Origin of the sequence: Pseudidiomarina terrestris (genome assembly GCF_030466375.1) — a bacterium.
Taxonomy (GTDB): Bacteria; Pseudomonadota; Gammaproteobacteria; order Enterobacterales; family Alteromonadaceae; genus Pseudidiomarina; species Pseudidiomarina terrestris.
This window is the reverse complement of sequence record NZ_JAGGJE010000001.1, coordinates 117,885-135,984: the sequence shown is the minus strand read 5'-3', so window position 1 is coordinate 135,984 and position 18,100 is coordinate 117,885. Positions and strand designations below refer to the sequence as shown.

16 protein-coding genes are annotated in these 18,100 nt (G+C 53.3%); 6 read left to right on the top strand and 10 right to left on the bottom strand.

Annotated elements, in window-relative coordinates; translation table 11 throughout:
• Positions 1 to 4: 4 nt before the first annotated feature.
• Positions 5 to 430, bottom strand: a complete 426-nt coding sequence (locus J6J28_RS00630) for an MAPEG family protein (RefSeq protein WP_301719328.1) — start codon at positions 428 to 430, stop codon at positions 5 to 7.
• 21 nt (positions 431 to 451) lie between these two features.
• Positions 452 to 691 (bottom strand): YheV family putative zinc ribbon protein, encoded by a 240-nt coding sequence (locus J6J28_RS00625; RefSeq protein ID WP_301719327.1) that lies wholly within the window; start codon positions 689 to 691, stop codon positions 452 to 454.
• Between the two features lie 69 nt (positions 692 to 760).
• On the opposite strand from J6J28_RS00625, the gene J6J28_RS00620 reads away from it, so the two are divergent.
• Together J6J28_RS00620 and J6J28_RS00615 are read left to right on the top strand one after the other, a co-directional pair.
• Positions 761 to 2,653 carry an ATP-binding cassette domain-containing protein gene (locus J6J28_RS00620; protein WP_301719326.1) on the top strand — a complete coding sequence of 631 codons (1,893 nt, stop codon included), beginning with the start codon at positions 761 to 763 and terminating at the stop codon, positions 2,651 to 2,653.
• 9 nt (positions 2,654 to 2,662) lie between these two features.
• Positions 2,663 to 2,884, top strand: a complete 222-nt coding sequence (locus J6J28_RS00615) for a YheU family protein (protein ID WP_301719325.1) — start codon at positions 2,663 to 2,665, stop codon at positions 2,882 to 2,884.
• On the opposite strand, the gene cysQ is transcribed toward J6J28_RS00615, so the two are convergent.
• Positions 2,853 to 3,695 (bottom strand): 3'(2'),5'-bisphosphate nucleotidase CysQ, encoded by an 843-nt coding sequence (gene cysQ / locus J6J28_RS00610; RefSeq protein ID WP_301719324.1) that lies wholly within the window; start codon positions 3,693 to 3,695, stop codon positions 2,853 to 2,855. The genes J6J28_RS00615 and cysQ overlap by 32 nt on opposite strands.
• Complete coding sequence (nudE, locus tag J6J28_RS00605; RefSeq protein ID WP_301719323.1) at positions 3,682 to 4,239, bottom strand: ADP compounds hydrolase NudE; 558 nt, start codon at positions 4,237 to 4,239, stop codon at positions 3,682 to 3,684. The genes cysQ and nudE overlap by 14 nt, the downstream gene beginning before the upstream one ends.
• Positions 4,240 to 4,377: 138 nt before the next feature.
• Here nudE and sthA point away from each other — a divergent pair, with 138 nt between their 5' ends.
• The gene (sthA, locus tag J6J28_RS00600; protein ID WP_301719322.1) at positions 4,378 to 5,784 is read left to right on the top strand and encodes a Si-specific NAD(P)(+) transhydrogenase; all 1,407 of its coding nucleotides are present in this window, start codon (positions 4,378 to 4,380) and stop codon (positions 5,782 to 5,784) included.
• Here sthA and envZ read toward each other — a convergent pair.
• From envZ to J6J28_RS00580, 4 genes are all read right to left on the bottom strand, one after another.
• Positions 5,764 to 7,113 (bottom strand): two-component system sensor histidine kinase EnvZ, encoded by a 1,350-nt coding sequence (gene envZ, locus J6J28_RS00595; RefSeq protein ID WP_301719321.1) that lies wholly within the window; start codon positions 7,111 to 7,113, stop codon positions 5,764 to 5,766. The genes sthA and envZ overlap by 21 nt on opposite strands.
• Positions 7,113 to 7,841: an osmolarity response regulator transcription factor OmpR gene (gene ompR / locus J6J28_RS00590; RefSeq protein WP_301719320.1), complete on the bottom strand. Its 729-nt coding sequence runs from the start codon at positions 7,839 to 7,841 to the stop codon at positions 7,113 to 7,115. Before ompR ends, envZ begins: the two co-directional genes overlap by 1 nt.
• Positions 7,842 to 7,954: 113 nt before the next feature.
• Positions 7,955 to 9,436: a class I adenylate-forming enzyme family protein gene (locus tag J6J28_RS00585; RefSeq protein ID WP_301719318.1), complete on the bottom strand. Its 1,482-nt coding sequence runs from the start codon at positions 9,434 to 9,436 to the stop codon at positions 7,955 to 7,957.
• 31 nt (positions 9,437 to 9,467) lie between these two features.
• Entirely contained in the window at positions 9,468 to 11,135 is a 1,668-nt protein-coding gene (locus tag J6J28_RS00580) for an isovaleryl-CoA dehydrogenase (RefSeq protein ID WP_301719317.1), read from the bottom strand.
• A 136-nt stretch (positions 11,136 to 11,271) separates the two neighbouring features.
• Between J6J28_RS00580 and greB the strand changes: the two genes are divergently transcribed.
• Both greB and J6J28_RS00570 read left to right on the top strand, forming a co-directional pair.
• Positions 11,272 to 11,766: a transcription elongation factor GreB gene (greB, locus tag J6J28_RS00575; protein WP_301719315.1), complete on the top strand. Its 495-nt coding sequence runs from the start codon at positions 11,272 to 11,274 to the stop codon at positions 11,764 to 11,766.
• A gap of 106 nt (positions 11,767 to 11,872) precedes the next feature.
• Positions 11,873 to 14,215: a Tex family protein gene (locus J6J28_RS00570; protein WP_301719314.1), complete on the top strand. Its 2,343-nt coding sequence runs from the start codon at positions 11,873 to 11,875 to the stop codon at positions 14,213 to 14,215.
• A 134-nt stretch (positions 14,216 to 14,349) separates the two neighbouring features.
• Here J6J28_RS00570 and J6J28_RS00565 read toward each other — a convergent pair whose 3' ends face one another.
• The gene (locus tag J6J28_RS00565) at positions 14,350 to 15,486 is read right to left on the bottom strand and encodes a fatty acid desaturase (RefSeq protein WP_301719313.1); all 1,137 of its coding nucleotides are present in this window, start codon (positions 15,484 to 15,486) and stop codon (positions 14,350 to 14,352) included.
• A gap of 223 nt (positions 15,487 to 15,709) precedes the next feature.
• Between J6J28_RS00565 and fabR the strand changes: the two genes are divergently transcribed.
• Complete coding sequence (gene fabR / locus J6J28_RS00560) at positions 15,710 to 16,333, top strand: HTH-type transcriptional repressor FabR (RefSeq protein ID WP_301719311.1); 624 nt, start codon at positions 15,710 to 15,712, stop codon at positions 16,331 to 16,333.
• Here fabR and J6J28_RS00555 read toward each other — a convergent pair.
• Entirely contained in the window at positions 16,299 to 18,077 is a 1,779-nt protein-coding gene (locus J6J28_RS00555; protein WP_301719310.1) for an SLC13 family permease, read from the bottom strand. The genes fabR and J6J28_RS00555 overlap by 35 nt on opposite strands.
• Positions 18,078 to 18,100 lie beyond the last annotated feature (23 nt).

Below are 18,100 nucleotides of genomic sequence, written 5' to 3'. Positions count from 1 at the left end.
CAGCCTAGTACATTGACCAGAGTTGCATTGCGCACTGCACCAAGATTGCAATATTGGCAACTGCACCGAGCGCAAAAAACCAGCTGCGCGGACTTGGGTTCTTCTCTGTCGCAATGGCGTAGTACAAAATCATGTGTAAGATGCGCGCCACGGCAAACACCACAACCCAGTAGCCAAACCATTCACTTTGCAAGCCTAAAAACAAAGCCAGAAACACCGTCGCCACAAACATTGGCACGTTCTCCAGCGAGTTCATAAAGGTGCGGTGGCATCTGAACACCAAAGAGTCATGACTTAAGCCCTGTGGAATTTTGCCGGGAACGGCATCGGCTTGTTTGGCTTTGACCGCAGCGGCGACGGCCCACTGGATCAGCCAGGTGACCAAAATAATCCATAAACCAGTAAATACTAATGTCGTCTGTGCTTGCATAGCTTATCCCTTCTGTAGTTATTATTCGGGTTTAAAAATGCCGATCACATTGTCGTCTTTTACTGCTTTGGCGCTCGCTGTGGCGGGTTCTTGCTGAGGCTTCTTATCCTGTTCTGTGAAGCGGTGGTGGCAGGACACACACTCAACCTGCTCGTCAGGCTCGCCGCTGACTGTCTCAGTTATGAGTAACATCAGGGTATCGCTGGCCTGACAAGCGGGACATTCAGCCCCAGCAATAAAACGTTTACGTGTACGTGCCATATTCACCTCGTTTCGCTTCAGGTATAATTGTCGCAGATTCATTCACCAACACCAAGCACAAGGTTAGTCATGATTTCAATCCGTGGCATGGCGCTCATGCGCGGCGGTAACGTACTGCTCGAAAACACCGATCTCGCTATCTTTCCCGGCCACCACGTCGGTATCGTCGGACGAAACGGCACGGGCAAATCATCACTGTTTGCGTTGCTGCGGGGCGAACTGCAAGTGGAGCAAGGTGAATGTGACGTGCCATCGCAATGGCGCATTGCCAGTGTCAAGCAGGAAACGCCCGCCCTGGATCGTACTGCCCTCGACTATGTGCTTGATGGTGATACGGAGCTGCGCCAACTGGAAGATCAGCTTAGTATGGCTGAGCAGGCCAATGATGGCCATGCCATCGGTCGTTTGCATGATCAGCTTGCCGCCATCGGTGCGTACGAGGCTCCTTCCCGGGCCGCATCTTTACTCTCGGGGCTAGGCTTTACCGATGCGCAATTTCAGCAGCCGGTCAAAGCTTTTTCCGGCGGCTGGCGGATGCGCCTGAACCTGGCACAGGCATTGATTGCTCGAGCTGACCTGTTACTGCTGGATGAACCGACGAACCACCTTGATGTCGACGCCATATTTTGGCTTGAGGACTGGCTACAGCGCTTTCCGGGGACTTTACTACTAATTTCACACGATCGTGATTGCCTCGATGCGATTTGTCAGCAGATCATTCATATCGAACAACAAACCGCGACGTCCTACACCGGTAATTACAGCAGTTTCGAGCGCCAGCAGGCTGAGCAGATCGCCCAGCAACAAGCGCAGTTTGAAAAGGAACAGGCCCAACGTAAACATCTACAGACCTACATTGACCGTTTTCGTTACAAAGCCAGTAAGGCCAAACAAGCACAAAGCCGCATCAAGGCCTTAGAGCGCTTACAGTCCAGCGCTCCCATTGTTGCCAACAGTCAATTTCAGTTTCGTTTTCGCAAACCCATGCAGCTACCTAACCCGCTGCTGACGCTGGAAAATGTCCAGGCCGGCTACGGCGATACGGTGATTTTACGCTCCATCAAGTTTGACCTGGTGCCGGGCAGTCGCATCGGTCTGCTCGGACGTAACGGCGCCGGTAAGTCAACGCTGGTCAAATTACTTGCTGGCGAGCTTGCGCCGCAAAGCGGTACTGTCGCGCTGAACTCTGGCATTAAACTCGGCTATTTTGCCCAGCACCAGCTGGAAACGCTCGATCTTAAAGCCAGTGCGTTACAACACGTACAACGACTGGATCCGCAGGCAAGTGAGCAGCAATTGCGTGATTTCCTGGGTGGCTTTGGCTTTACCGGCGATCAGGCAACGCGGCTGGTGGCTCCCATGTCAGGTGGTGAAAAAGCTCGCCTGGTATTAGCGCTTATCGTTTACCAGAAACCTAACTTACTGCTACTCGATGAGCCGACCAACCACCTGGATAGCGTCATGCGGGAAGCATTGGTGTATGCCCTGCAGGATTTTGAAGGGGCAATGGTGATTGTCTCGCACGATCGGCACCTGTTACGTACTTGTGTGGATGATTTCTTCCTCGTTGCTGATGGTCAGGTGAGTTTGTTTAATGACGACCTCGACGGTTATCACCGCTGGTTACAGGATCGGCAGCGGCCCAGCGACAACACTTCATCCGCAAGCTCTGGCAAAGCCGATCGCAAAGCGGAGAAACGTGATGCGGCCGAGCGACGCAAGCGCCTGAAGCCGTTTAAAGACGCCGTTGAGCGTTACGAAAAACAGGTTCATAAACACGAGAACGACCTGGCCGAGCTCAACACCTTACTGGGCGACAACAGTCTTTATGAAGACGCCAATAAACAGCAGTTGCAGCAGTTATTGCAGCAGCAGACACAAGCGCAACAGTTGCTGCAAGAAGCCGAAGAAGCCTGGATGAGTGCCGAAGAAGCCTTACAACACGCTGAAGCACAGGAGTAACACAAGAGTATGCAAATTCCATGGCAACAGCTGGATCCAGAATTGCTCGATAGCGTAATTGAAGCTTTCGTCTTACGAGAAGGTACAGACTACGGTGAGCAAGAGAAGACACTCACGGAAAAAGTCGCAGATGTGCGTGCTCAGTTAGAGCGCGGCGATGCCATTCTGGTTTGGTCGGAATTACATGAAACTGTCAATATCATGCCTCGGGATGAGTTTGATGGCGAATAAACACATTGCGCCAGTTCACCGCTTCATCTCCCAGAATAACAAAATTTGGATTGCCTAAATCAGCTTCTTTATTGTAGGTGATAGGCTTAAAGTGCTCGCTTACAATACTGCCTCCGGCTTCACCGACGATGACATCGGCCGCAGCAGTATCCCATTCTCCGGTAGGTCCAACCCGTAAAAAGCAATCCGCCTGCCCCTCGGCAATTAAGCATGCTTTAAGTGAACAACTGCCTGCAGGTACGGTACTTATCTCACGGTCTGGATTCATCCGCTGTAATACCCGCTCGCGTGGCTGCCGGCGGCTGATGGCCAACCTTAAGGGATCCTGTTCCGGATTGCTAAATTTATGCACGCGAAGGCGCTGTTCGCCGTTAATGTCCCGCCGAAATGCACCGCGATCTTTTTGCGCCAGATAGAGCTTGTCCCCGGCAGGCCAGTATATCACTCCCAGCGTAGGCTGGTGTTGTTCAACCAGGGCAATGACGACGGTAAAGTCGCCGCTACGGGCAATAAATTCCTGTGTACCATCAATCGGGTCAATCAGCCAGTAACGTTGCCACGCCTGGCGCTCAGCCAACGACAGATGCGCGCCCTCTTCAGAGAGCACCGGAATGTCGGGCGTTAAGGTTTTAAGTTGATCGGTGATGAACTTGTGTGCCGCCAGATCAGCACTAGTGACTGGCGAGCTATCAGACTTTTCATAAGTGGCATAGGCCTGCTCTTCGTAGAGCTCCATGATTAAATCGCCCGCCTGCAGCGCTACATCGGCAGCGCCTTCCAGCCACTGTTGTAGTTGCTTAGTTGGAGTCACGCTCAAGTTTCCTTAGGGTCATCAGTAAAGCCGCGATACTCCGCGCTTCGGTGAAGTCCTCCTGGTCCAGCAGCGCTTGTGCCTTACTCAGCAGCCAGGGTACCCGCTCCAGCGGTTCCGGCTCATCGCCCTCCAGCTGCTCAGGATAAAGGTCTCGGGCGATAAAAATATGCATGGTAGCGGAAAAGAACTGCGGTGCCATAGTGACACTTTTTAGCGGAATGAGTTGCTGCGCACCAAAGCCAATTTCTTCTTTAAGTTCGCGGTTGGCCGCCTGTTCCGGTGTCTCTCCCGGATCGATCAACCCCTTGGGAAAGCCGAGCTGATAATTGTGCAGGCCAGCGGCGTACTCACGGACTAACATTAGGGTATCAGCGTCGACGAAGGGCACGATCATGACTGCGCCGCGACCACTGCTTTGCATGCGTTCAAATTGCCGTTCGACGCCATTGCTAAAGCGTAAATCGACGGCTTCAATGCGCAGCAGGCGACTGCGCGCTACAATTTGTCGTTGAAGAATTTCTGGGGTAGGTTTTCGCGCCATATTTTTTCTGCCAACCAGAGTTGCCATCGCAATCGGTGAAACTGATATCCAGAATAAGCCTGGGTTACTGGCTTCCGAACTGCTGTTTCGGTTACTATAACGGCTTGTAACTAGCGGTACAACAAAGAGGAGCTTTTCATGAGCGAAACCACAGCACAATATGACGCCGTAGTCATCGGCAGTGGCCCCGGTGGTGAAGGTGCAGCCATGCAACTGGTGAAAAACGGTCGCAGCGTCGCGCTCATCGAAAAACACGAATCGCTTGGGGGCGGTTGTACCCATTGGGGCACGATCCCATCAAAGGCATTACGACACTCTGTCAGCCGTTTAATTGAATTCAATAGCAACCCGCTTTTCTCCGGTGAAAACATTCAGCGCGGGTTATCCTTTGCTGACATTCTCCGTCACGCGCAGGGTGTTATTTCAAAACAAGTGCAAATGCGTAGTGGATTTTACCAACGCAACGGGGTAACGGTGCTGCACGGCGTCGCTACTTTTGAAGACGCCAATACCATTAAAGTTACTCAGCCGGACGGAACCCTTGAATACATCGGTGCAAAACAGATAGTTATCGCCACTGGCTCACGTCCCTACCATCCGCCTGATGTAGACTTTAAGCACGAACGCATTTACGACTCCGACACCGTGTTGTCACTTAAATATGAGCCACGCAGCATCATTATTTATGGTGCCGGTGTGGTGGGTAGTGAGTACGCCAGCATCTTCCGTGGCCTGGGCGTCAAGGTCGACTTAATCAATACCCGCGACCGCCTGTTGTCGTTCCTCGATGCCGAGATTTCCGATGCGTTAAGCTACCATCTGCGTAACAACGGCGTAGTGATCCGCCACAATGAAGAATACGAGAGAATTGAAGGGCATGAAGATGGCGTCACATTGTTTACCAAGTCAGGTAAACGTCTTGATGCAGATTGTCTGCTGTACGCTAACGGCCGCTCCGGTAATATCGAAGAGCTTAACGTCGAAGCAGTGGGGTTAAAACCAAACTCTCGGGGACAGCTCGATGTTTCTAACCAGTACCAGACTGAGGTGGAAAACATTTATGCCGTCGGCGATATCACGGGTTACCCATCACTGGCGTCAGCGGCGTATGACCAGGGACGAATTGCCGCCACCGCAATGCTTCCCGGTGATTGCGCAGAACGTTTGATTAGCGACATACCGACCGGAATTTACACCATCCCTGAGATTAGTTCGGTCGGTAAAACTGAAGAAGAACTGACCGAGCAGAAGGTACCTTACGAAGTCGGTCGCGCGCAATTTAAACACTTAGCCCGGGCGCAGATCTCCAATATGGCGGTAGGTAGTCTGAAGTTACTATTTCATAGAGAAACCAAAGAAGTTCTTGGGATTCACTGCTTTGGTGAACGTGCTGCAGAGATCATTCACATTGGTCAGGCCATTATGGAACAGAAGAATGGCGGCAATACCATTGAGTATTTCGTCCGCACCACGTTCAACTATCCAACCATGGCCGAAGCCTATCGGGTGGCAGCATTGAACGGTTTAAACCGGGTTCGCGAATAAGTCGTCGGATTTCGCGGCTGGTAGCTCAATGCGAACTGCCAGACCGCCAAGTTTCTGGCTCCGCCCGAATGATATACGCCCGTTATGCCGCTCGATAATACGTTTCACGATCGCTAGTCCCAATCCTGAGCCTTTCGCTGCGCGAGCTTTGTCGCCCTGAGTGAAGGGTTGCAGTACGTGCTCGACCTGACTTGCCGGAATGCCCTCGCCGTCATCACTGACGGTAACCCAGACGCTTTCCCGGGCGGCATGATAGCCAGTTTCAATACTGATCCGACGGCCTCCATAACGCTCGGCATTTTCTATCAGATTTAGCAGTACCCGCTTAATGGAAACGGCCCGCATCGGGATTTTCGGGATTTCGCCGTAATGCACCTCGATAGTGCTTTGCCAGCTCTCCGGCACATGACCAACGACGTCCTCAATGAGGTAGTTAAGATTTTCGCAGTCACTGTCAGCCTGGGTATCCACGCGCACATAATCAATGAACTGATCGATAATGGCGTTCATATCGTCAATGTCACCAATAATACCCTCGGCCAATGCATCTTCACTCGGCGGCATCATTTCGGTCGCCAAACGTATGCGGGTTAGCGGGGTGCGTAAATCATGCGAGACCCCAGCCATCAGCAATACTCTATCCTGCTCCAATTGCCGTACCCCCTGCGCCATTTGGTTAAATGCCTTGGTCACCGCAATGACTTCAGTAGAACCACGTTCGGGCAAGGCCTCCGGATAATCTCCGCGACCAACCTTGAGCGCGGCCGCTTCCAGTGACTTAAGGGGCTTATTCTGCCAATTGGTAAACAGCATGCCGCCTAAAATACTTAAGGCGCCAATCAGGATGAGATAAAACAGCAAGGGAGAGAACCGGGCTTCATCAAAGGTTTCCAGCTCCACCCGCAGCCAGTATCCTTCAAGGGATTCGGTTTGAATCCAGACGAAGTAGACATCGTCCTGCGAAATACGAACTTCGGTATTTGCCGCAAGTTGTTGGCTCATTTGCTCAGAGAGGAAATTGTAGATCGTGGCCTGCTGTAAGCCGTTCGCCAAAGCTTCTTTTTCGGTGAAACCATCGATACCCACGGCTTGGGTATAACGCTCGGCCAGATTGCGTTTTTCAAACGCTGACATCTCATGAGTACTCAACCACTGGTCAAGCACAATAATGCCCTGCACCTGTTTCGATACCACCGAGCTGATCTGTTGCATGGTTGGCTTCACTACATACAGGCCAACCATGACGTAAGACACTACCTGATTAATGAATAGCAATAGCGCGATCAGGGCGACCGTGCGGGCAAACGCGGAACGCGGAAGGATACGCATCAACTGGCTTTTTTACTGCCATCCGGCACGAATACGTACCCGAGTCCCCATACGGTTTGTATGTAGCGCGGGTTAGCTGGGTCCACTTCCAGCATGCGCCGCAAGCGTGAAACCTGAACATCAATACTGCGCTCCAACGCGCTGTAGTCGCGCCCGCGAGCCTGATTCATTAATTTATCACGCGACATCGGCTGGCGGGGGTGAGTGACCAAAGCCTTCAGAACGGCAAATTCGCCACTGGTCAGCGGCATTGGCTCAGCACCGCGGTACATTTCCCGGGTGCCCAGATTCAGTCGGAAATCACCAAATTTAATTTCTTCATCATCCGCTGACGGTGCACCCGGGATTGACTTGCCTCGGCGCCTCAGCACGGCGCGCACGCGGGCAAGCAACTCGCGGGGGTTAAAAGGTTTAGCTAAATAATCGTCGGCACCAAGCTCAAGACCGATGATGCGGTCGACCTCGTCGCCTTTTGCAGTCAGCATGACAATAGGGATGTCGTTGCTTGCCTGACGCAATCGTTTACAGATGGATAAACCATCTTCACCGGGAAGCATCAGATCCAGCACCATCAGATGAAAGTTTTCACGTTCCAGCAAGCGGTCCATTTGCTCACTTTCCGCTGCGGAGCGCACGTAAAATCCTTGCTCAGTGAGGTACCGCTCCAGCAAGCTCCGCAATCGTGCATCGTCATCCACGACTAATATTTTAAAAGTCTCTTGCCCCATGCCTGCGATGTCCTATGGCTATGTCAGTAGTGCAACTATAAAAGAAGCTTGGCGGTTTGCCAACGCAGCGGGAACTAGCCGCAGCCGCTTTTTGTATCCAAATGTGTTCTGCCCTAGCCCAGCTGATGTTTTAGGACCTTACCGTTGGCGTTGCGCGGCAACTCCTCCATGACCTCATAGAGTCGCGGCAACTTATAATCTGCCAACCGTTCTTGCAGAAACTCGCTCAGTTCCTGCTGCGGAGCTGCCAGCGGCTGCCGCAAAATCACAAACGCCTTCACCGTCTCTCCCCATTCCTTATGTGGCACGCCGATAACGGCAGCTTCGATGACAGCCGGATGCGCCGCCAGAGCATCCTCTATCTCGCGTGGGTAAAGGTTGACACCACCGCTGATGATAATGTCTTTTTTACGGTCCTTAATCCAATAGAAACCGTCCTCATCACGGATAGCAACATCGCCGGTTTTCAGCCAACCATCTGCGGTGAAGGCCGCAGTGGTGGCGTCCGGATTATTCCAGTAACACTGCATCATGCCCTCGCCGCTGATCTCGACCTCACCCGGCTCGCCAGTCGCGGGTTCCTGCCCCGTTTCCGTGCGTAATCGTACTTCGGTGTTAAAAGCTGCGCGCTGACCGACGGACCCCGCTTTGGTTGCATGTTCATGGGGCAATAAGAGCGTGCCCGACGGGCCGGCTTCGGTAAGTCCGTAAACACAATAAAACTGATCTGAACCAAAAGCCTTTTGTACCAGCTGTGTTTGCTCAGTGGACATCGCTGCACCGCCGTAAATCCAATGACTGACACTGCTAAGATCGGCGGTTTCTACTGTCGGCTGCTGAGCCGTCAGTAGGTAAGCCACGGGCGCACCAAAAAAGTGGGTCACCTGATGTTTGGGCACCAGACTTAATAACAGGTCCGGTGTGAAAGTAGGTGCGACCACATGAGCTGCGCCGACCAGGGTGCCGGCCATGAGAAATAAATTCAGCGGCGCGGAGTGCGTAAATGGCATTAAATGCAGCAACTTACTGTGCGGCGTCATCGCCATTTCCAGGGCAATCATGGTGGCTACAGCATGAATTGCGGTGTGCTGGAACAGGACGCCTTTCGGCCGCCCGGTGGTACCCGATGTATAAAGTAAAAGGGCCGGGCGGTCAGACTCCGCCAGCGGCACATCTAACTCTCCGACAGAAACGCCAGCCATCACTGAGAAATCGTCCAGCCAGAGACCGGCCAGGCCTTGCTCAATCAATGGTTTAAGCGCACTGTCCGTCATTGAGCAAGTGAGTACTAACTTTGCTTCAGCATCGCCAAGAATATACTCCAGCTCTGGAGTGGTAAGGCGCACATTGATAGGCACGGCAATAGCGTCTAACCGCTGGATGGCAAAAAAACCGACGATAAAAGCGATACTATTAGGTAAAACCAGCGCGACCCGATCGCCCGCTTGGACCCCCTGTTCCTGCCGTAACCAGGCCGCGGTGCGCTCTACCTGTCTGGCAAGCTCCTGCCAGTTGAGTTCCTGCTGGTCATCGGTGACCGCCAGGCACGCTGGAAACTTGCGCGCATTACGCGCCAGCATCTGATAGATCGTCATCGTCATTCTCTCCTTGTCCCTCAGGTTGTCATTAAGCAGGCCAGGCGCGCGACAGGATCTGCCTGGCTGCAGTAGGGTCAGTTAACCTACCATACCCCATGTGCTCTGTTACGCCTAAACGCGAGCTACAGAACGCATCGGCGACTGCATTGGGCGCATGCTGTTGCAACAAAGCGCCTTGTAGCGCCCGCGCCATCAACTCCACCAGTTGTCTGGCATAGAAAGGCTGCTGCTGCGCCGTTTTCAGGCGCTCGGGCAGCGCTGCAATAGCCGCATCAAGGTTGGCGTGGCTGCCTTTGGCGCGATTGAGCTCCTTTAAAAAGGCAGCAAAAGAGTCCGGCTGTTTTGCCACGGCCCGCAACACATCCAAACACTGAACATTGCCACTGCCCTCCCATATAGCATTGATAGGTGCCTCACGATACAGCCGTGGCATGATGCAATTCTCCATCACCCCACTGCCGCCGATGACTTCCATGGCTTCATAGGCATGTTCTGGAGTGCGCTTGCAGATCCAGTACTTACCAACGGCCACGGCAATACGGGCAAAGGCGCGTTCATGTTCGTCGTGTTGATGATCCATGGCCCGAGCCATGCGCATCGTCAGGGTCATCGCTGCTTCGCTCTCCAGCGCCAGATCCGCCAGCACATTCTGCATTAATGGCTGGTCGATAAGTTGGGCACCAAATGCTGCCCGGTGATGACAATGATGAACAGCTTGCACTGTGGCCTGCCGCATTCCCGCCGAAGAGCCAATCATGCAGTCGTAGCGCGTCATAGCAACCATCTCAATGATGGTGCGCACACCGCGTCCCTCATCCCCCACCATCCACGCCAGCGCACCGCGCAGTTCAGCTTCACTGGAGGCGTTCGCGACATTACCCATTTTGTCTTTGAGGCGCTGGATCTGTAGGGGGTTCTTGCTGCCGTCAGGCCGCCAGCGTGGCAGCAGGAAGCAACTTAATCCGGCTTTTGTTTGCGCCAACACCAGGAAGGCATCGCACATCGGTGCCGAAACAAACCACTTATGGCCCACCAGCTCATAGGCTTGGCCCGGCCCCTCTTTGCCAACGGGATAAGCATAGGTAGTATTGGCTCTGACATCAGAGCCGCCCTGCTTTTCGGTCATTGCCATGCCAATGGTCACCGCCTGCTTCTCGCCATCAGGGACATTGCGCGGATCGTAGCTGTTTTTTAAAATCTTCGGCAGCCAATAAGCCGCCAAATCCGGCTGGTGTTGCAACGCCGGAACTGCAGCAAAGGTCATGGTGATCGGGCAGCCATGCGCAGCCTCGACCTGGGTGTGCAGATAATACCTGCAGGCACGGGCAACATGCGCTCCTGGCCCGGGCTCTGCCCAGGGCGAAGCATGCAAGCCGTGCTTCGTGGCCAACGCCATCAGCTGATGATAAGCGTCGTGATACTCGACCAAATCGGTGCGGTGACCGAAGCGGTCCTGCGGCTCAAACTGCGGCCGATAGGCATTTGCCAAAAATCCGAGGCGGATGGTCTGAGCCTGGCCAGCAAGTTCACCGAACGCAGCAACCGAGTCCCGGGCCCAACTCGCCCCTTCGCGCTTGAGTGCCTCTTGCAGGGCAGTATCTTGCGCAAATAAATTATAGTTCTCGAGCGCCGGAGGTTGATTCTGAACCTCGTGCGTGCGCGCCAGAAATCGTTCTGCCTGTTGCCAGCTTGTCATAAAACCCCCTTATCAAAACCTTACCATCGCACCCGTGCCAGCGCTCATCAGTTGGGCATGCCCGCAGCTAAGTGCTATTATCCGCGGCTAGTCCTCAACCGTTACCGAACCCTTATCGCATGATGGTATACACGACATGGCACGCACGAATCTGATTACCCGCAACGGCTACTATAAACTCCAGCATGAGCTTGACCACTTGTGGCGGGTCGAGCGCCGCGAGACCACCGAAAAAGTGACCTGGGCTGCGAGCTTAGGAGATCGCTCAGAAAACGCAGACTACAAATATAATAAACAAAAACTGCGACAAATCGACCGCCGTATCCGCTTTTTGCGTAAGCGCCTGGAAGCCCTCAAGATTGTCGATTATGCGCCCTCTCAAGAAGGAAAAGTATTTTTTGGCGCCACCGTGACCATTGAAAATGACGATGGTGTCGAAAAACAATTTACCATTGTTGGTCCCGATGAGATCTACGACGATAAGACAGTCATCTCTATTGATGCGCCTATGGCCCGCGCCGCGATCGGTAAACAGCTTGACGACGAGGTGCGGGTCACCACGCCTACCGGCACCCACGAGTGGTTTATCACTGCGATTCATTACCAACGCACGAAACCCGACGCTTGCTAGGTCAGCTCTACCCTGCACAAATCATCACGACGAGGTCGCGCCTGCTGCGCAATGACTGTTATACTGGCGCGCAACTTTTCAGGCATTCACTAACAAGAGAGAATACATGAGCTCGATTCCCCAGCAAATCGCGAACGAGTTAGCAGTCAGTTCGCAGCAGGTTCAAGCTGCTATCGCGCTTCTCGATGATGGCGCCACCGTCCCCTTTATCGCTCGTTACCGAAAAGAAGCCACCGGCGGTCTTGATGACACTCAGTTACGCAATCTGGCGCAGCGGTTAACTTACCTGCGTGAGCTGAATGATCGTCGTGAAGTGATTCTGGCCAGTATCCGCGATCAGGAAAAGCTCACACCGCAACTGGAACAGCAGATCCGCGCCACCCAGTCGAAAACCGAACTGGAAGATTTATATCTGCCCTATAAACCGAAGCGCCGGACCAAAGGTCAAATCGCTATTGAAGCAGGCCTGGAGCCGCTCGCGCTAAGCCTGTTAGAGAACCCGGCTCAAGATCCAGAGCAACTTGCCAGCGGCTACATTAATCAGGATGCGGGCTTTGCGGATAGCAAAGCAGTTCTGGAAGGCGCGCGCTTTATCTTAATGGAGAAGTTCGCCGAAGATGCAGCATTATTAAAGAAAGTACGTGATTATTTATGGAATAACGCCGAGATTTCCAGTGTTGTTGCCACCGGTAAAGAGCAGGAAGGGAGTAAATACCGTGATTACTTTTCCTTCAGCGAAGCACTGAAGAAAATCCCTTCGCATCGAGCCCTCGCTTTATTCCGGGGCCGTAATGAGGGCATGCTGCAGCTCAAACTGAACGCCGACCCGCAACAGGAAGACCCGAAAGCACGCAGCTATGGCGAACAGATCATCGCTGGTCATATTCAGTTTACCCCTGCGGACCGGGCTGCAGACGCCTGGCTACAGCAAACCATTCAGTGGACCTGGCGAATTAAATTACTGCTGCATATGGAAACCGAGCTGTTTGGCACCGTACGCGAACGTGCCGAAGCTGACGCGATAAAAATCTTCGCCAACAACCTGAAAGATCTCCTGATGGCAGCGCCGGCCGGTGCGAAAACGACCATGGGCCTGGATCCAGGCGTGCGCACGGGAATTAAAGTGGCAGTAGTGGATAGTACCGGCAAGGTCCTCGGCACTAATACCGTATTCCCGTTCCAGCCGCAGAATCAGGTAGATAAAGCCATGCGCACCATCGCGGGCATGTGCAAACAGCATAAAGTTGAACTCATTGCCATTGGTAACGGCACCCACTCCCGCGAAACCGATAAACTGGTGGGTGACTTACTTAAAGCGGATGCAGATCTTAAGGCCAGCAAAGTCATAGTAAATGAAGCCGGCGCATCAGTGTATTCAGCATCGGAACTTGCCGCGCAGGAATTTCCCGATTTAGACGTGTCCTTACGCGGTGCAGTCTCTATCGCACGGCGCTTGCAAGACCCACTGGCTGAGCTAGTGAAGATTGAACCTAAATCTATCGGTGTAGGCCAATACCAGCATGACGTGAGTCAGGCTCAGCTGGCGCAAAGTCTCGATGCCGTGGTTGAGGATTGTGTTAACGCGGTGGGTGTGGATGTAAATACCGCGTCCGTGGCACTCCTGGCGCGCGTTGCTGGTCTCAATAAAACACTGGCGCAAAACATGGTCGCGCATCGTGACGCCAATGGACGATTCGAGCATCGCAAGAGCTTACTGGACGTCAGTCGCATGGGCCCTAAGTCGTTCGAACAGGCCGCAGGCTTCTTGCGGGTGATGGATGGCAGTCAGCCGCTGGATCGCTCTGCCGTCCACCCGGAAGCCTATCCTCTGGTCGAGCGCATGGCGGCCGATCACGACAAACAGGTGGCGGAACTTATTGGCGACAGTAACTTCCTGAAGAGCCTGGATGCCAATGCGTACACCGATGACACTTTCGGTCTGCCTACGGTTCGCGACATCATCCGTGAACTCGATAAGCCCGGCCGTGATCCGCGTCCTGAGTTTAAAACTGCCAGCTTCAAAGAAGGCGTGGATACACTGCAAGACCTGCGACCCGGCATGACGCTTGAAGGGGTTGTTTCCAACGTTGCCGCCTTTGGTGCTTTTGTAGATATTGGTGTGCACCAGGACGGTCTGGTGCATGTCAGTGCCCTGTCCGACAATTTCGTCAGCGACCCCCGTGAAGTCGTGAAAGCGGGTGATATTGTCAAAGTGAAGGTCATGGACGTTGACGTACAACGCAAACGCATCAGTTTGTCGATGAAGCTCAATGACGAAGTGACCGCCAGGGACGGGGCGAAGCCTGCCGCTGCAGCCAGCACCAAGGGTTCCGGCAAGCCCAAGTCAGCACCTGCTGGCAAGAAGCCGACCGCGAAAGGCCAGCCATCGCTTGGTAACTCAGCGATGGGCTCAGCCTTTGCTGACGCGTTCGCAAAAGCGAAGAAATAACTTTAGCTAAAGAAGTACCTGAAACAGAGTAGAGCCGAACATACTGTCCACAGGACCAGGCTAAAAACCGGTAGCGCTACCATCACCCGTACTGTCGCTGAGCGATTCCGGGTGGTGGTATCAAGGAAATGCGGTTAATTTATTTGTGGCTGCTGCAGTAACATCTTGAATTGACGCTTATGTTGCAAAAAAGCGTTGCGTAATTCTGCTACCTTTTCGTGCATCTCTTCGAGCGTTGGCATATGCTCAGCCAGCGCTTTGGTCTTGCTGTCAAGCAGCTGTTTGCGCGCTTGATAGTACTCACGTAAGCGCAACAGTAATGCATCGTACTCATCATGGAGTTTCTGCATCGTTGTCTCGCAGCTTATCGGCGCTTTGGCGGTGAGTTTCTTAAACTGCATTTCCAGTTTAGCTTTCTCCACCTGATAGCCATGAGTACGTTTTAGGTTGCGCGTGAGGCCCAGCCAGGAGCACCCGCGAATCAGCCATTTGGTCGGGTCAAACTGCCACCAACGGATACCATTGCGATAGTCCGCGGAGAAGATGTGGTGGTAGTTATGGTAGCCTTCGCCAAAGGTCAGAAACGCGAGAAAGCCGTTATCGCGCGCAGTATTTCTGTCAGTATAAGTCTGCTTGCCCCAGATATGCGCAAGCGAATTAATAAAGAATGTGGTGTGGTGATTAATGACCAGTCGCGCAAAGCCTACCAGAATAACCGCACCCCAAACATCACCCAGCATCAGGCCAATCGCAACTGGCCAGCCGATCGTGGTCAATAAGGTCAGCGTCAGGTAGTGACGGTGTTGCCACATCACCACGCCATCTTTTTGCAGGTCTTTGACGTTGTTGTAGTCGTGATAGCGTGACGCCTGGTACTCGCGCAGCATCCAACCGATATGTGAATACCAGAAGCCGCGTTTCGCTGAGTACGGGTCTTTGTCGTTGTCATCCACATGCTTGTGATGTTCACGATGATCCGAGGACCAGTGCAAGGCGCTGTTCTGCACTGCTAAGGCTCCGCCTAATGCAAAGAGTACACGCAAGGACCAATGCGCATCATAAGTGCGGTGAGCCCAAAGCCGGTGATAGCCAGCAGTGATGGAGATTCCGGCAAAACCAATGGTGCCGATTAAAGCCAACCATAAGCCAAAGGAAAAACCGTGGGTTAAACCATACCAGGGTACGCCAATAGCGGCGACCAGGAACGTAATGGTGAAAACGAGGGTGTTCAGCCAGATGATCTTTGGCTTCGCAGATTGAGACGTCGACATAAAGTACCTACATAAAAAAAACGGCATGCTGCTGAACTGTTTCGTTTAGCGAACATGTGTACGCTGAATTTACTTACATTTAGCGTAGGGTGCAACCCTTATTTGCTCAAAAGCGATGAATTGCGTGAACAGGCGTTCACTGACATAATCGCTGCAAGAGCGCCAGCGCTCATTCGCCAGAGTTAAAAATTTAGGCAACAAAACCGTTAAGGAAGTTCAATTTATGGCCGGTGTTCGTGCTGCGCAAAAAGAAAAGACTCGCCGCGCTCTGATTCAGGCAGCGATGAACCAGTTAAGCGCAGAGCATGGCTATGCTTCGTTGAGCTTGCGCGAAGTGACCCGCGAAGCAGGTATTGCGCCTACTTCTTTTTACCGTCACTTTCAGAACATGGAAGAATTAGGGCTCACTTTGGTCGATGAAGGTGGGCTGGCCTTACGCCAACTGCTGCGCCAGTCACGCCAGCAAATCGCCAACGGCGGCTCTATCATTCGCGCATCCGTCACCACCTTCATGGAGTTTGTCGCCAACAATACGGCGATTTTCCGCTTACTCTTGCAAGAAAAGTCCGGCAACTCGCGCGAGTTTCGCCTGGCGGTGCAGCGGGAAGTTGAGCACTTTACTGCAGAGCTGGTGGATTACCTGGTGGATGAGCAGGACTTCCCGCGTCAACTCGCTGAGCTGCAAGCCGACGCCATTGTCCGTATCGTCTTTAGTGCCGGCGCCGATGCGCTTGATGCTTCACCTGCGGAACGCCACCAGCTGCTAGAAGCAACCGTAGCGCAGGTGCGTATCGTTGCCCGCGGCGCTGCAGTTACCCGTACATCGGCCATGTCAGTGAAATCATAATAACCGCAATCACCGTCATCACGATTGAAAGTGGCAAGCCCAGCCGCCAGTAGTCGGCGAAACGGTAACCGCCCGGCCCCATGACTAAGATATTCGACTGGTGCCCGATCGGTGTTAAAAAGGGTAGTGCTGCACCAAGAGCGACAGCCATCAGGAAAGGATCCATGGACGCCCCCAGCGTATCCGCCATACTGATGCCTATCGGTGCCATCAGCACCGCAGCCGCCGCGTTGTTAATGACATTTGATAACAACATGGTGACCACCAGTAACAAGCTCAGGGCGACGAAATCAGGCGACCCCTGACTAATTGCCAGAGCTGCGTGCGCCAGCGTATCGGCCGCGCCACTTCGTTCCAGAGCGCCACCTAGGGGTATGGTTGCAGCAAGTAACACGATGATCGGCCATTCGATATGTTCATAAAGCTCGCGAATCGGAATGACATTGGCCAGCACCATAACGCCCGCAGCCATAGCAAACGCCACCGGCACACTAAGAAAATTAAACGCGCTTAACCCAATCGCAGTCGCAAATATCGCCAACGGCAGCAGAAGCTTGCGCTTGCTGCCCAGCCGCAGACTGCGCTGCGCCAGCGGAAAACAGCCAAATCGATTGAAAACATCATTCAACACCTCGGCATCACCTTGCAGCAGGAGCACGTCTCCGGGCTTAAAGCGGACGTTAGATAGACTCGGCTTCAACGGCTGTCCTTCGCGCGCCACCGCCAACACGTTCACACCGAATCGATGACGTAACCGTAAGTCCGCTGCAGAGCGTCCAATGAGTCTTGAATCGTGTCCTACAATCCCTTCAATCACCTTGATTTCATCTGAGATCAGGAACCGCGTATCCAGCTCTTCTTCGGCATTTAACTCAAATTTCGTCAGATCAATAATTTGCTGCAATGTCTCAGTATCTGCTTTCACGATCAGCACATCTTCGGCTTTCAAGCGCTGGTAGCGTGGCGGTCCGCTAATCATCTGCTTGCCGCGCTTTAGCGCAACCACCACGAAGGGATCCTTAATTTGCGATTCAAACTCAAACAGAGTTTGCCCTACCAGACTCGAACCGGCAGGAAGGTAGAGTTCGGTCAGGTAGGCGCTGACATCGTAAGGGGAGTTCGAAGTATCGCGGCTTTTGCTACGCGGAACCAGCCAGTGCGCGGTCAACCACATGACCACCAAGCCCGCTACCGCTACGCTTAAGCCGACCGGGGTAAAGTCGAAAATGCCGAAGGGTTCAGCGCCATGACTGGCGCGAATATCTGAAATGATGATGTTAGGCGGAGTCCCTATCATGGTGATGGTGCCGCCGAGCAGAGAGCCAAACGCCATTGGCATCAGCATCAGTGAAGCATGTCCTGCGCCATTGCGGGAAAGCTGCAGCGCCACTGGAATCATGATCGCCATGGCTCCGGTATTACTGATAAACGCCGAAACAAAGGTCGTCAGACCGGTCAGTACAATCATCTGCAACCAGACCCGGTCGCCGACTTTCTTGACACTACTGGCCATTGAGTCGACCACTCCTGAGCGCCACAATGCATGGCTGATTACCAGTACCGCAGCAACGGTGATGACGGCGGCATTGCCAAATCCGGCAAATACCTCCTGCTTCGGTATCAGCCCAACAATGTAAGCGGCAAACAGCGCCCCCATGGCCACGAAGTCGTAGCGCCAGCGGTCAACTACGAACAGCACCAAAGCTGTGATTAGAATAGCGCCAATCCAGATTTGATCCGCCATACAACTTTTCCCTTATGAAAAAC